Source organism: Rhizobium sp. BIGb0125 (genome assembly GCF_024810055.1).
Taxonomy (GTDB): domain Bacteria; phylum Pseudomonadota; class Alphaproteobacteria; order Rhizobiales; family Rhizobiaceae; genus Agrobacterium.
Genome location: NZ_JANUDV010000002.1, coordinates 222,307 through 236,656 on the forward strand (window position 1 = coordinate 222,307; position 14,350 = coordinate 236,656).

10 protein-coding genes are annotated in these 14,350 nt (G+C 55.6%); 2 read left to right on the forward strand and 8 right to left on the reverse strand.

What is annotated here, in order from left to right; all coding sequences use genetic code 11:
* The first annotated feature begins 77 nt into the window (after nucleotides 1-77).
* Together M2418_RS05085 and M2418_RS05090 are read left to right on the forward strand one after the other, a co-directional pair.
* A complete protein-coding gene (locus M2418_RS05085; protein WP_250982786.1) occupies nucleotides 78-1,352 on the forward strand; it encodes a DNA polymerase IV in 1,275 nt (424 codons plus the stop codon).
* A 107-nt stretch (nucleotides 1,353-1,459) separates the two neighbouring features.
* On the forward strand, nucleotides 1,460-2,701 hold the full coding sequence (locus tag M2418_RS05090; protein WP_259145191.1) for a L,D-transpeptidase family protein: 1,242 nt from the start codon (nucleotides 1,460-1,462) through the stop codon (nucleotides 2,699-2,701).
* A 66-nt stretch (nucleotides 2,702-2,767) separates the two neighbouring features.
* Here the strand turns inward: M2418_RS05090 and dnaE are convergent, their stop codons facing one another.
* The 8 genes from dnaE to M2418_RS05130 all read right to left on the reverse strand — a co-directional run bounded on the left by dnaE (nucleotide 2,768) and on the right by M2418_RS05130 (nucleotide 14,344).
* Nucleotides 2,768-6,259 (reverse strand): DNA polymerase III subunit alpha, encoded by a 3,492-nt coding sequence (dnaE, locus tag M2418_RS05095; RefSeq protein ID WP_259145196.1) that lies wholly within the window; start codon nucleotides 6,257-6,259, stop codon nucleotides 2,768-2,770.
* A 394-nt stretch (nucleotides 6,260-6,653) separates the two neighbouring features.
* Entirely contained in the window at nucleotides 6,654-7,337 is a 684-nt protein-coding gene (locus M2418_RS05100) for an ABC transporter ATP-binding protein (protein ID WP_259145198.1), read from the reverse strand.
* 15 nt (nucleotides 7,338-7,352) lie between these two features.
* Nucleotides 7,353-8,660, reverse strand: coding sequence for a lipoprotein-releasing ABC transporter permease subunit (locus M2418_RS05105; RefSeq protein ID WP_259145202.1), 1,308 nt, complete (start codon nucleotides 8,658-8,660; stop codon nucleotides 7,353-7,355).
* Between the two features lie 22 nt (nucleotides 8,661-8,682).
* On the reverse strand, nucleotides 8,683-10,005 hold the full coding sequence (proS, locus tag M2418_RS05110) for a proline--tRNA ligase (RefSeq protein ID WP_250982789.1): 1,323 nt from the start codon (nucleotides 10,003-10,005) through the stop codon (nucleotides 8,683-8,685).
* A gap of 705 nt (nucleotides 10,006-10,710) precedes the next feature.
* Nucleotides 10,711-10,983 (reverse strand): DUF1467 family protein, encoded by a 273-nt coding sequence (locus M2418_RS05115; protein WP_192487573.1) that lies wholly within the window; start codon nucleotides 10,981-10,983, stop codon nucleotides 10,711-10,713.
* A gap of 239 nt (nucleotides 10,984-11,222) precedes the next feature.
* Nucleotides 11,223-11,627, reverse strand: a complete 405-nt coding sequence (gene mce / locus M2418_RS05120; protein WP_259145207.1) for a methylmalonyl-CoA epimerase — start codon at nucleotides 11,625-11,627, stop codon at nucleotides 11,223-11,225.
* 89 nt (nucleotides 11,628-11,716) lie between these two features.
* Nucleotides 11,717-13,384: a ribonuclease J gene (locus M2418_RS05125; RefSeq protein WP_259145209.1), complete on the reverse strand. Its 1,668-nt coding sequence runs from the start codon at nucleotides 13,382-13,384 to the stop codon at nucleotides 11,717-11,719.
* A 198-nt stretch (nucleotides 13,385-13,582) separates the two neighbouring features.
* Nucleotides 13,583-14,344, reverse strand: a complete 762-nt coding sequence (locus M2418_RS05130; protein WP_259145214.1) for a biotin--[acetyl-CoA-carboxylase] ligase — start codon at nucleotides 14,342-14,344, stop codon at nucleotides 13,583-13,585.
* Nucleotides 14,345-14,350: the final 6 nt, after the last annotated feature.

Here is a 14,350-nt window from a genome sequence, read left to right on the forward strand (position 1 = left end):
TTTTAAAGGTCTCTCTTGAGTAAATTCCGGCAACAGAATAACGTGGCGAACGTTCATTCTTTGTTCCTGAGTTGACCATGACAAAACACGCCCCCGGTTTTTGCCGCGATTGTCTGGCCGGTCAGCCCGATGGTATTCGCCGTTGCCAGAAATGCGGCAGCCCTCGCCTTGTCTATCACGGCGAACTTTATGATCTCAGTCTGGCGCATATAGACTGCGATGCGTTTTACGCTTCGATCGAAAAGCGCGACAATCCTGATCTGATGGACAAGCCCGTGATCATCGGCGGTGGCAAACGTGGTGTCGTTTCGACTGCCTGTTACATTGCCCGCATTCATGGCGTGCGTTCGGCCATGCCGATGTTCAAGGCGTTGGAGGCCTGTCCCGAGGCGGTTGTCGTCAAACCTAACATGGAAAAATACAGCACGGTTGGCCGTCAGATCCGCAGCATGATGCAGGAACTGACGCCGCTGGTGCAGCCACTGTCCATAGACGAGGCATTTCTCGATCTGTCCGGCACCGAACTTCTGCATCATGATCCGCCTGCCCGCGTGCTGGCCAAATTTGCCAAGCGCGTGGAAAAGGAAGTCGGCATTTCGATTTCCGTCGGCTTGTCCTACTGCAAGTTTCTGGCGAAGGTCGCGTCAGACCTGCAAAAGCCACGCGGCTTTTCGGTGATCGGGCAAGAGGAAGCCGTCAGCTTTCTGGCCACCCGCCCCGTCACCACCATCTGGGGTGTCGGCAAAGCCTTTGCCGCGACGCTGGAGGCCGATGGCATTCGTTTGATAGGCCAGTTGCAGGTTATGGAAGAAGACACGCTGATGCGCCGCTATGGCACGATGGGACAGCGGCTCTACCGCCTGTCGCGGGGCATTGACGACCGCACGGTGCATAACAACGACCCGATCAAAAGCGTGTCGTCCGAAACGACTTTTTTCAACGATATTTCGCGGCATGAGGACCTTGTGTCCATTCTACGATCGCTATCGGAGAAAGTTGCCTGGCGGTTGAAGAAGAGCGGCATAGCCGGGCATACCGTTGTTTTGAAAATGAAAACTTCCGATTTCAAAAGCCGCACCCGCAACAAACGACTGGATGACCCGACGCAGCTTGCAGATCGTATTTTCCGCACCGGTCTCAGCCTGCTGGAAAAGGAAACGGATGGTACGAAGTTCCGCCTGATCGGCATTGGGGTGTCTGATCTCAGCGATGCCCACATTGCCGATCCGCCCGATCTCATCGATCAGCAGGCGTCACGACGTGCGGCGGCGGAAGCTGCCATGGACAAGCTGCGCGACAAGTTTGGCAAGGCCAGCGTGGAGACGGGCTATACATTCGAAGTGAAAAAGTAGGCTGTAAAACGGCGCAATTACACGAAGTCGTGAAGGCGCTTAAAAACTTCATTAAATGCTAATTGATAAACTCCAGGCCTCTGTATTGCGTTGGAGTAAGTAGCCCCATGGTATTGCGTCTTTTTCTGGGTGCTTGTCTTTTGTCGACTTCCGTACTGGCACAAAGTGCCTTCGCGTATGATTCCGCAGGACTGCAAATTATCGTCTCAAAAAGCACCCAGTCTGTTGCCGTTTATGACAATGGCGAACTGATAAAAACCTCAAAAGTTTCGACCGGCAAACCCGGTCATGACACGCCAACCGGCATTTTCTCAATTCTTGAGAAACGCAAATACCACGAATCGAATATCTATTCGAATGCGCCGATGCCCTTCATGCAGCGATTGACATGGTCCGGTATTGCGCTTCACGAAGGCAAGGTGCCGAACTACCCTGCCTCGCATGGCTGTATTCGTCTGCCGGCCGGGTTTGCCCAATTGCTTTATGGCAAGACCGAGCGCGGCGTACATGTGATCGTGTCAGAAAAACCGGTTGAGCCGCAGCGCATCTGGCACAGCACATTGTTCCAACCGACCGTTGAACAGCCAGATGGCAATCTGCTGCTGTCCGATGTCGAGTTGCGTCCCGCCTCCTTCGATCCTTCATTGAAGGTGGAAGTGGCGATGAATGAACAGACCAATTCGGTGACGCCGGAAACTGTCGTTAAACCGAACACCAAACCGATGCGTATCCTGATTACACGACGCGGCGACCGCGAAAAGATGGTCGACATCCAGACCATGCTCAACACGCTTGGTTTTGATGCTGGCAAGACCGATGGCCAAATGGGACAGATGACCATCAGCGCCATCAATGGCTTCAAACGCTGGAAGGGCCTGAGCGAAAAAGGAACCGCTGTTACCGATGCATTCGTGACAGCGCTTTATGCGGCGAGCGGTTACGACGCCCAACCTGCCGGGCAGCTTCAGGTACGCCAGGACTTCAAGCCACTGTTTGAAGTGCCTGTTGGCATCAAGGACCCCAACCTGCCGCTTGGCACACATTTCATGGAAGCGACGGCTGTTGACCACGCCAATGGGCGGGCCGACTGGTATTCGATCACGCTCGAAAACCACCTGCCGGCCGCCACGATGCGCAGGCTCGGTATCGATGCGGACAAATTTGAATTGCAGGAAAGCGCCAGCGAAGTTCTCGACCGGATCGACATTCCCAAGGACGCGCGCAAGCGCATTGAAGACCTGCTGGTCGCTGGCACATCGATTACCATTACAGACCTCAGTCACTTCCCCGAGACCGGACAGGGCACCGATTTCATTACCATCACCAAGACGATACGACGCCCGTCGTAACCGCCAGGTTTAGGTTCTTGCCTTATCGCCCCGCAGACAAAACGGGGCGATAATTGTTTTAAGGCCTTACATCAATTCGACATCGACAATGCCCGGCGCTGCCCGCAAGGCGGCGGCGATTTCCGGTGAGATACGGAATTTTTCAGTCAATTCCACCTCAATCTCGCGCTGCCCGTCATCCTTGATCACGATGAAGGACACCAGACCATCGCCCTTGGCGTTCAGATGTTTGGCAATCATTTTAAGCGGACCGGAATCGCGGACAAAAACCCGCAATGCCTTCTGCATCGAGACGGATTTTTCCTCCAGTGACTGAGCGGTCAGAATACGAAGGCCGATGCCTTCAGGGCGCTCATCCGCCTGAACGGTGATGACAAGCGATTTGCCAACTTCCAGCAGATCGCGGTACTGGCCAAGCCCTTCCGAAAATAGCACGGCCTCATATTGGCCGGACGCATCCGAGAATGTCACGATGCCCATCTTGTTACCGGTCTTGGTTTTGCGCTCCTGTTTTCCGGTTACCGTGCCAGCCAGACGGCCTGCGGTCGCGCCCTGTTTTACCGCGACGGTAAAATCGGCAATGTTCTGCACACGCAGCTTTTCGAGCGTTGCACGGTAGGTATCGAGCGGATGGGCGGTTAGGTAAAAGCCAAGAACCTGATATTCTCGAAGCAGCTTTTCAGAGGCAAGAAACGGCGAGAAGGTTGGTAGTGCAAGCCGTTCCGGACCATTGGCGCCACCGGAGCCGAACATGTCCGACTGGCCGCTGACGCGGTTTTCCTGTGCCAGCTGCGCAAAACCGATAACGCGATCAAGACCACCAATCAGTTCGGCACGGTCACGTCCGAAACAATCGAAGGCACCGGCATTGATCAGGCTTTCAAACACACGCCGGTTGATCTGTTTTGGATCGATGCGCTGGCAGAAATCCTCAAGGCTGGCAAAGGGTTTGTCACCCCTCACCTCAACTATGTGGTCAACGGCGCCTTCACCGACGCCCTTCAAGGCCGCCAGCGAATAATAGATGCGGTTTTCACCCGTCTCGAACTTGCGGAACGACGTCTGCACCGAAGGCGCGACGATTTCGATGCCCATACGCGAGGCGTCCTGGCGGAAGTCGTTGATCTTTTCGGTGTTGGCCATATCAAGCGTCATCGAGGCGGCAAGGAATTCCACCGGATAATGCGCCTTCATATAGGCCGTCTGGTAGGAGACAATCGCGTAGGCAGCTGCGTGCGACTTGTTGAAGCCGTAGTTGGCGAACTTGGCCAGAAGATCGAAAATCGTGTCGGACTGCGCCTTCGACACATTGTTCTTCATCGCGCCTTCGACGAAACGTTCGCGCTGCTTGTCCATCTCCTCCTTGATCTTCTTACCCATCGCGCGGCGCAGAAGATCGGCCTCGCCGAGCGAGTAACCGGAGAGAACCTGGGCGATCTGCATCACCTGTTCCTGATAGATGATAACGCCCTGCGTTTCCTTCAGCAGGTGGTCGATCATCGGATGGATTGATTCCAGCTCTTCCTCACCGTGTTTACGGGCATTGTAGACCGGAATGTTTTCCATCGGGCCCGGACGATAGAGCGCCACAAGCGCAATAATGTCCTCAATGCAGTCGGGGCGCATACCAATCAGCGCCTTACGCATGCCCGCACTTTCCACCTGGAACACGCCGATGGTTTCACCACGCGACAGCATTTCGTAGGTCTTCTGATCATCCAGCGGAATGCCGGCCAGATCGACATGAATGCCGCGCTTGGCAACAAAATCCACCGCGACCTTCAACACGGTCAGGGTTTTCAGACCCAGAAAGTCGAACTTGACGAGACCGGCGCTTTCAACCCACTTCATGTTGAACTGGGTTACCGGCATGTCGGAGCGCGGATCGCGGTACATCGGCACCAGCTTCGACAGCGGACGGTCGCCGATCACGATACCGGCAGCGTGGGTCGAGGCGTGGCGGTAGAGACCTTCGATCTTCTGGGCGATATCCAGCAGACGCGCCACCACCGGCTCAGCCTCTGCCTCTTCACGCAGTCTCGGTTCTTCTTCGATTGCCTTGGACAGCGGTGTTGGATTGGCCGGGTTGTTGGGCACCAGCTTACAGATCTTGTCGACCTGACCGTAAGGCATTTCCAGCACACGACCAACGTCGCGCAGCGCCGCACGCGCCTGCAATGAACCGAAGGTAATGATCTGCGCTACCTGTTCGCGGCCGTATTTCTGCTGCACATAGCGGATCACCTCTTCGCGGCGGTCCTGGCAGAAGTCGATATCAAAGTCGGGCATCGAAACGCGTTCAGGATTGAGGAAGCGTTCGAACAGCAACGAGAAGCGCAGCGGATCAACGTCAGTAATGGTCAGCGCGTAAGCAACCAGAGAGCCCGCACCGGAACCACGGCCCGGACCAACCGGGATATCGTGGTTCTTGGCCCATTTGATAAAGTCGGCAACGATCAGGAAGTAACCGGGAAATTTCATACGCTCGATAATGCCGAGCTCGAAGTCCAGTCGTTCGCGGTATTCTTCTTCGGTATAGCCAGCGGCAATACCGAGCTTTTCGATGCGCATATCCAGGCCTTCAACGGCCTGACGGCGCAGTTCTTCCGACTCCGCCTTTTCGGCAGCATCGGTATCGTCACTGGCGCCGGTAAAGCGCGGCAGAATAGGTCCGCGCTTTTTCAGCACGTAGGAGCAACGATGCGCCACTTCGACGGTGTTTTCCAATGCCTCCGGCAAATCGGAAAACAGTTTCACCATTTCCTCGCGGCTTTTGAGATAATGGTCTGGCGTCAGGCGAAAGCGGGTATCATCGGAGACGATGGCGTTGTGGGCCACGGCCATCAACGCATCATGGGCCTCGTAATCGGCGCGTGACGGAAAAAAGGCTTCGTTGGTGGCAACCAGCGGCACGTCGTTTTCATAGGCAAGCGTCAAGACACGGCGCTCATGCGCCCGGTCGTAATTGCCCTGCCGCTGCAATTCCATATAAAGGCGATTGCCAAACAGGCCCTTGAGAGCCAGTAAGCGTTTCTCAGCCAGGGCGGTGTGCCCGTCTTTCAGGGCCATATCGACAGGGCCGCCAGAGGCGCCGGTCAGCACGATCAGCCCGTCATTATCGCCCTCTTCCAGCCAGGAGCGATTGACGCGTACCGACTGGCCACTTTCACCATCGAGATAAGCGCGACTGATGAGATCCACCAGACGCTCGTAACCCGCAGCGGTGGCTGCGAGGAACACAAGGGCGGGAAGTTTTGCGAGATTGTTCGAACGCCGTTCTTCAATGGCGTCTTCCATATCGACGGAAACCTGACAGCCGATAATCGGCTGCAAGCCCTCATCACGCGCCTTTTCCGAAAATTCCAGTGCCACGAACAGATTGTTGGTGTCGGTTATGGCAATGGCTGGCTGCCCATCGGACACCGCCTTGGACATAACCTTTTTTAGCGGCAACGCGCCTTCCAGAAGCGAATAGGCCGAGTGAACCCGAAGATGCACGAAACCAGGTGTTCCACCGGCCTGCCCTGCATTTCCATTGGTGGAATTGGTATCACTCATGCGCCGCATATCCCGTGTTCTGAATCACGGGGATTTTCTGATGTTCAGCCCGCAAAGTCCACAGCCAATAGCACAGAACAACGAGGACAACCGCACATACACGCTGTTATGTGCGGCAAAAATATCAGAGTGCAGTGAGGATCACAGAAAAGCTGGCAACAAAGACAGCGATGGAAGCGAAGGCGGCAACGTCACGGATCATGTCGGTCATTGTACTCTCCTTACTCGTTATGTTTCCAGTTTGTTCTCATTTTGTTTCAGAGTCAATATGTTTTTTTGGTCTCTTTTAAATTCCGTTGCGGCGTGAAAGTTCCCGCCTGATGTGCGCGCAAAAGAAAACCCGGCGCGGTGGCCGGGTTCTCCTCAAACTCAGGTCATGTGATGTGCGGCAAAATTAGAAGCTGACGATCTTGCCTTCGGAGATAGTGACGCGACGGTCCATGCGTGCGGCCAGATCGTGATTATGGGTCGCAATCAGCGCCGCAAGTCCTGACTGGCGCACCAGCGCCTCCAGTGCTTCAAACACATAATGGGCCGTCTCGGGATCGAGGTTGCCGGTTGGCTCATCGGCCAGCAGCAGAAGCGGTGCATTGGCAACGGCACGGGCAATGGCCACGCGCTGTTGTTCACCACCGGAAAGCTCAGCCGGGCGGTGATCGGCACGGTGGCCGATCCGCATGTAGTCAAGAAGCTGTGCAGCGCGCCGACGGGCTTCCTTGTCGGGAAGACCGGCAATCAATTGCGGCATCATGATATTTTCAAGCGCGGTGAATTCCGGCAGCAGGTGATGGAACTGGTAGACGAAACCGATATCGCTGCGGCGGATTGCCGTGCGCTTGTCATCCGCCAATGTGCCACAAGGCAAACCATCGACATAAACCTCACCCTCGTCCGGGTGCTCCAGCAAACCAGCAAGATGCAGCAGCGTGGATTTACCCGTGCCCGACGGGGCGACCAGCGCAACAATCTCGCCACTTCGCAATTCGAACTCGGCATTGTTGAGAATATGGAGGACACTGTCGCCCTGCCCGTAACTTCTATGTACGCCCGTCAGCCGCAACGCGATGTTTCTGCTCATGATATGTCGCGTTCCTTATTCGTATCGCAGAGCCTGCACAGGATCGAGCTTTGAAGCCCGCCATGCCGGAAAGATCGTGGCAATGAACGACAGCGTCAACGCCATGATGACAACGGAAATGGTTTCACTGATATCCATTTCAGCCGGAAGCTGGCTGAGGAAATAGAGCTGCGGATCAAACAGCACCGTACCTGACACCCACGAGAAGAACTGGCGTATCGATTCCACGTTCAGGCAGACAATCACGCCGAGCAGAACACCGGCAAAGGTACCCACAAGACCAATTGCAGCACCGGTCATGAAGAAGATACGCATGACCGCACCGGAACTTGCACCCATGGTGCGCAGAATGGCAATGTCGCTACCTTTATCCTTCACCAGCATGATGAGGCCGGAAATGATGTTAAGCGCTGCGACAAGCACGATCAGCGTCAGGATCATGAACATGACGTTGCGTTCAACCTGAAGGGCCGAGAAGAAGGTCTGGTTACGCTGACGCCAGTCGGTGATGTAAATCTGCCGGCCTGCGGCTTCTTCCACCAGTGGACGCAGTGTATCAACCTGATCTGGATGCTCCACGAACAGCTCGATCGATTGCACCAGACCATCTGCATTGAAATAAAGCTGCGCTTCGGGAAGCGGCATGTAGACCATCGAGGCGTCATATTCCGACATACCGATCTCGAAAACGCCTGAGATCGTGTAGGATTTGACGCGCGGATTGACACCCATCGGCGTGATGTCGCCTTCCGGCGCAATCAGGGTGATCTGGTCACCGGCTGTGACACCAAGTGACGAGGCCAGGCGGGAACCGACCAGCACGCCCTCACCGGACATGTAACCCACGAGATCGCCGACCTTGATGTTGCCGGAAACCTCTTTCAGCTTCTCAAGGTCCTCGCCGCGCACGCCGCGCACTAGCGCGCCGCTGCCTGCACCGGCGCGCCCCTGCGCCAGCGTCTGACCTTCCACCAATGGCAGCGCCATGGTGATGCCCTTGATGCCTGCAAATTTCTTGGCCAGTTCGTCGTAATTGTTAAACGGGCTATCAATGGGCTGCACGACCATATGGCCGTTAATGCCCAGAATGCGGGAAATCAGCTCGGTGCGGAAACCGTTCATCACCGCCATGACGATGATGAGCGTTGCCACACCCAGCATAATGCCAACAAAAGAAAAACCGGCGATCACCGAAATGAACGCCTCCTTGCGGCGGGCGCGCAGGTAGCGCCACGCGACCATGCGCTCAAAGGCCGAAAACGGCCGCGCAGCGGTATCCTTCACGGATTGACCAGCAGCGTTGTCAGCCCCGGCTTGTGCCATCTCGTCTCCCCGCCTCAGCCGTTCAGCCGAGGACCCTGTTCAATGCTGCTTCGATCGTGACGTTTTCACGTTCGCCGGTCTTGCGGTTTTTCACTTCAACTTCACCATTGGCAACCGAACGTGGTCCAACGATGATCTGCAACGGAACACCGATCAAATCGGCCGTTGCGAACTTCTGACCGGCACGGTCATCGGTATCGTCGTACAGCACATCCTTGCCGGCATTTGTCAGCGTATAATAAAGCTTTTCGCATGCGGCGTCGGTCGATGCATCGCCTGCCTTCATGTTGATGATGACAACATCAAATGGGGCAACCGAATCCGGCCAGATGATTCCGTTTTCGTCATGCGATGCTTCAATGATGGCGGGAACAAGGCGTGTTGGTCCAATGCCATAGGAACCCATGTGGACAAGGTGTTCCTTGCCATCCGGACCCTGCACCTTCGCACCCATCGGCTCGGAATATTTGGTGCCGAAATAGAAGATGTGGCCAACTTCGATACCGCGTGCCGAAATGCGCTTGTCTTCCGGCATCGCGTCGTAAGCAGCTTCATCATGCATTTCAGACGTGGCAGCGTAATCCGAGGTCCAGTCGTCAAACACCGCCTGCAGGCCAGCGACATCATCGAAATTGGTGTCGGCAGCAGGAATGTCGCGATCGAGGAAGCTCTTGTGGCAGAACACTTCCGATTCACCGGTGTCGGCCAGAATGATGAATTCATGGCTGTGGTTGCCACCGATCGGGCCCGTGTCAGCACGCATTGGAATGGCACGCAGACCAAGACGCGAGAAGGTGCGCAGGTACGCGGTGAACATCTTGTTATAGGAATGAATGGCGCCTTCCTTCGTCAGGTCGAAAGAATAGGCATCCTTCATCAGGAACTCGCGCGAGCGCATGGTGCCGAACCGTGGACGCAGCTCATCACGGAACTTCAACTGAATGTGGTAGAGGTTCAGCGGCAGGTTCTTGTAGGATTTGACGTAAGAACGGAAAATGTCAGTGATCATTTCCTCGTTGGTTGGGCCATACAGCATCTGGCGATCCTGACGGTCCTTGATGCGCAGCATTTCCTTGCCGTAATCCTCATAACGGCCGCTCTCCTGCCACAGCTCTGCGGACTGCAGTGTTGGCATCAGCAGTTCGACGGCGCCGGCACGGTTCTGTTCTTCACGCACGATCTTGTTGACCTTGTCGAGAACGCGCTTGCCCAGCGGCAGCCAGGAATAAATGCCCTGCGAATGCTGGCGGATCATGCCTGCACGCAACATAAGGCGATGCGAAACGATCTCCGCTTCCTTGGGATTTTCCTTGAGGATGGGCATGAAATAACGGCTGAGACGCATATCGGATTCCGTGACTTTGGCGATCCGGACTCTCCTGCCGGGAATCGCCGCAACAAAGGGCTGTTTGCGCCGTTCATAAACGTTTCCCAGACAGAAGGAAACCCGGCACTGGACAACACCAGAAACCACGCACATGACGATTTTGCGACATCAATATCCACTATTACTGATTGTCGCAGAATATTTTTGTCGCTTGCGTTGCGACATATCGCCCAATAGGGAATTTTTTGCCGACTGTAGCAAAAATGCAAAAAATCTAATGACAAGCATCGGAGATTGGGCTAGCTTTAGCTCATAAAACAGGCATGAAGAACAAATTCCTGCCAATTTCGCGGTCAGTCTTGGGAGGATCAGATCTTAGGCGCGCTTCGTCGCTGCCCCGGCAACGGTTACAGATCACGCGAAAATTAGAAAACAAGGCTTCAACGCCTTGTTTTTTTTTGCCTTTTAGCAACCCCTTAAACCGGGCGACGCAAATTTCGGCCAAATTGCGACTGTCAAGTCCACTAAATCACTCGAAATACTCTGTGCCGCATGTTCATGACAGGCATGTGACGGCAAATTTGTTGTAAAAAGACTCATCCCCTCACAAATAAGGGTCGAGCATCCACCTGCACTGATTTCGGCGTCGAAACCCGCCACTTTGCACACTCTCACAGTGTCCAGAAAACGCTGTCTGTGTGGGAGATGATCCAGCGTGCAACATCACCGATTGAACATCGGGAACAGTTCGAAGATGTCTTCCAACTCAAAATTGAACCACCACGTTAAAACCAGCCAGGACGCAAGCAGTGCGGCTGAAACGGCAGTGTTGAGCGCGATGACCTTCAAACCGCGGAAACGGGCTGGTGCACTCGCCACTGTGCCGGGTTCAACCGCCCCCTCTTCCGCCTGCGTCCGCAAACCAATGGGCAGCACGATAAACAGCGTGGTCCACCAGATGACGAAGTAGATTGCGAAATACGAGAGAACGGTCATGGGCACCTGCTATCCGGTTTGGAGCGCATCTTTCCCGACTGGTACGTGCGACGGGAAGACAGGCTGTTATGGGCAACTATAGGCAAACAAGGCTGGCGCACAAACAATGTTTTCAACAGTCTTCTGTGGCCAAGCGCATAAATTGATTCACTTTTTCGCGGCAAGGCATTGTTTCAGAATCGCTTTATCAAACGCCAGGAATTGAGAAACCACTTGAAGTGCGGCTTGCCAGATCTGTTTCAGACCTGCTCAAGCTCGATCAGCGTGCCGAAAAAATCCTTGGGATGGAGAAACAGCACCGGCTTGCCATGCGCACCGATTCTTGGCTCACCATCGCCCAAAACACGCGCACCGGACTGCTTCAGCTGGTCACGTGCGGCAAGGATGTCCTCCACCTCGTAACAGATGTGGTGCATGCCGCCGGCCGGATTTTTAGCGAGAAAGGCAGCAATCGGCGACGCGTCGCCAAGCGGCTCCAGCAGTTCAACCTTGGAATTGGGAAGTTCGACAAATACCACGGTTACGCCGTGTTCCGGCAAAGCCTGCCGTTCCGACAGGCTGGCACCCAGCATCTGGCCGTAGGCCGCCTCTGCCGCGCCAAGGTCAGGCACCGCAAGTGCCACATGGTTGATACGTCCGAGCATAGCCTCCTCCCCGAAGCCTGTGGGCCGACAGGATATGGGCAGTTCTTCCTGCCCATATCGTTTTACAATGAAGTTCTGGCCGCCGCCTGTCAGACTTTGGTCAGGAATACCGTCACAACAGGCTTTTTGCCCCAGCTCTGATGCGCTGTGGAGCGCACGGCGCGGCGCACCGCTTCGCGTACCATGTCGAGGTCCTTGCGCTTGCTGCGTGGAATGCTCTCCACAGCGCCAAGAACGGCGTCATAAAGCGTATCTTCCATATCCTCGCCTTCGTCATCGAACTCTGGCAGGCCAAAAGGCACAACGTCCGGATCGCCAACAAAGTCGAAACGGCTGTCGAGCACGACGTTAACAGAGACATGGCCAGCAAAGGACAGCTTGCGTCGGTCGCCGATGCCCATTTCCTCGAAATCACCCATCAGCTTACCGTCCTTGAAGACGCGGCCATGGGGCGCATCATCAATGACCTCTACCGGGCCGGGTGCCAGGCGCAGGATATTGCCGTTGCGAACCTTTGGCACGGTCGCAATACCGGCCTGCTCTGCCAGTTCCTTCTGGGCAACCAGATGAGCGGCTTCACCGTGAACAGGCACGAGAATCTGTGGACGGGTCCACTCGTACATTCTCAACAGTTCGTTGCGACGGGGGTGACCGGAGACATGCACCAGTGCCTCATTGTCTGTAACGATATGCACGCCCTGCTCGATCAGGCCGTTCTTGATGTCGATAATGGCCTTTTCATTACCCGGAATGGCACGGGAGGAGAACACGACAGTATCACCGGCCGCCAGCGCCACGTTGCGCATCTCATCGCGTGACAGCTTGGCAAGTGCGGCGCGCGCCTCGCCCTGCGACCCGGTGAGGATGAGCACCACCTTGTCACGTGGGATGTAACCATATTCATCTTCCGCCAGGAACGGCTTAATGCCTTCCATGATACCGATGTCGTGGGCAACGTTGACAACGCGTTTCAACGAACTGCCAAGCAGCAGCACTTCACGGCCAGCGGCTTCCGCCGCCTGCGCAATCGACCGGATACGGCCAACATTGGAAGAGAAGGTGGTGATGGCCACCCTGCCCTCGGCATTTTCAATGATCTGGCGCAGACCTTCCGACACTTCGTGTTCGGACGGCGAAACACCGTCACGCAGCGCATTGGTACTGTCGCACATCAGCGCCAGCACGCCCTCATCACCCAGCGCGCGGAAACGGGCCTCATCGGTCAAAGGCCCAAGTGACGGTGCGTCATCGATTTTCCAGTCACCGGTGTGAATGACGTTCCCCAGTGGCGTACGGATAACAAGCGACATTGGCTCGGGGATGGAATGGTTGACGCCCACGGCCTCAATTTCAAACGGCCCGACATTGATACGGTCACCCGCCTTGAACGGCGTAATCGGGATTTCGGCGCGGGTGCCTTCGTAATTGCGCTTGGCTTCCAGCATGCCAGCCGTAAAGCCCGAGGCGAAGACCGGCACGTTGAGGCCCGGCCATAAATCATTGAGCGCGCCGTAATGGTCTTCATGGGCATGGGTAATGATGATGCCCTTGAGATTGTTTTTCTGCTGTTCGATGTAGCTGATGTCAGGTAGCACCAGATCGACACCCGGCAGATCCAGACCGGCAAAGGTTACACCGCAGTCCACCATGATCCACTGGCGTTTGGCAGCCGGGCCGTAACCATACAGCGCCAGGTTCATACCAATTTCGCCAACACCACCCAGTGGCAGGAATACGAGTTCATCCTGTTTCGACATTGTTCTTTTCCATATCGCGGCGAAACGGGACCGGTACCGGTCGTTGTTTCATCACCGCTTGCAAACATCGGCATTTACTTAAAACCGCCAGTTTCACGGAGCCGATGCGCACCCGCTGTGACGCCTTGCGATTACCGAGCTGCAAGGATGCTCCAAGTCCAAAGGTGTTGCCTGCGTTACCGAGGTTGCGGTTACCTGTCAGGTGCCACCAAAAAATACATCGCCGGCGGCGATGGCGCGTGACGGGCCATCGTCTTCGTCCAGCAGAAGGAAACCATTATCATCAATTCCGGTGAAACGCCCGGAAATGGAACGATCCGGCAGATTGACGGTAATCCGCTCACCAATGCCGCAGGCCGCAGCCCGCCAGGCATTCATGATCTCGGCAACACCCTGCCCGCGGTTCCAGATTTCCAGTACCGACGCCGTTTCGCGGAACAGATGTGCAAACAGTTCATCGGGTGAACAGGACGCACCATGTTCCGACAACATCGTCACCGGATAGGCCGGATTATCAGGCTTGTGGGCAGTATTGATGCCAATACCACTGACGACGGCGCGGCGGCCGTCACCTAAGAATTCTGCTTCCATCAGGATGCCACAGGTCTTCTTGCGACCAATCAGGACATCATTTGGCCATTTGATCTCAAGTGGCTGTCCACCGGTTGGCAAAACCGTGCGCAGCGCACGATAAACACCAAGAGCAAAAGCCAGTGGCAAGGAGCCCATTTGTTCAGGCGCAGATGGATCAATCAGAAGAAGGGAAGCGTAGAGATTGCCGCGCTCTGAGACCCAGGGTCTGCCGCGCCGGCCACGCCCGCCTGTCTGGCGGGCAGCGGTAACCCAGAGATTACCAGTTTCGCCCGCTTTTGCGCGGGCGAAACACTCAATGTTGGTCGATGAGGTTTCATCCAGACCCTCGTGCCGGAATTCATCAATGAAATTCCGGCCGGGTCTCATGCTGGT

Bases quoted from the DNA above. Each gene is read 5' to 3' on its own strand.
- M2418_RS05105 (WP_259145202.1), bottom strand. From the start codon at position 8,660: ATGGCACAAGCCGGGGCTGACAACGCTGCTGGTCAATCCGTGAAGGAT.
- dnaE (WP_259145196.1), bottom strand. From the start codon at position 6,259: ATGAGTGATACCAATTCCACCAATGGAAATGCAGGGCAGGCCGGTGGA.
- M2418_RS05090 (WP_259145191.1), top strand. From the start codon at position 1,460: ATGGTATTGCGTCTTTTTCTGGGTGCTTGTCTTTTGTCGACTTCCGTA.
- M2418_RS05115 (WP_192487573.1), bottom strand. From the start codon at position 10,983: ATGACCGTTCTCTCGTATTTCGCAATCTACTTCGTCATCTGGTGGACC.
- M2418_RS05130 (WP_259145214.1), bottom strand. From the start codon at position 14,344: ATGAGACCCGGCCGGAATTTCATTGATGAATTCCGGCACGAGGGTCTG.
- M2418_RS05100 (WP_259145198.1), bottom strand. From the start codon at position 7,337: ATGAGCAGAAACATCGCGTTGCGGCTGACGGGCGTACATAGAAGTTAC.
- mce (WP_259145207.1), bottom strand. From the start codon at position 11,627: ATGCTCGGACGTATCAACCATGTGGCACTTGCGGTGCCTGACCTTGGC.
- M2418_RS05085 (WP_250982786.1), top strand. From the start codon at position 78: ATGACAAAACACGCCCCCGGTTTTTGCCGCGATTGTCTGGCCGGTCAG.
- M2418_RS05125 (WP_259145209.1), bottom strand. From the start codon at position 13,384: ATGTCGAAACAGGATGAACTCGTATTCCTGCCACTGGGTGGTGTTGGC.
- proS (WP_250982789.1), bottom strand. From the start codon at position 10,005: ATGCGTCTCAGCCGTTATTTCATGCCCATCCTCAAGGAAAATCCCAAG.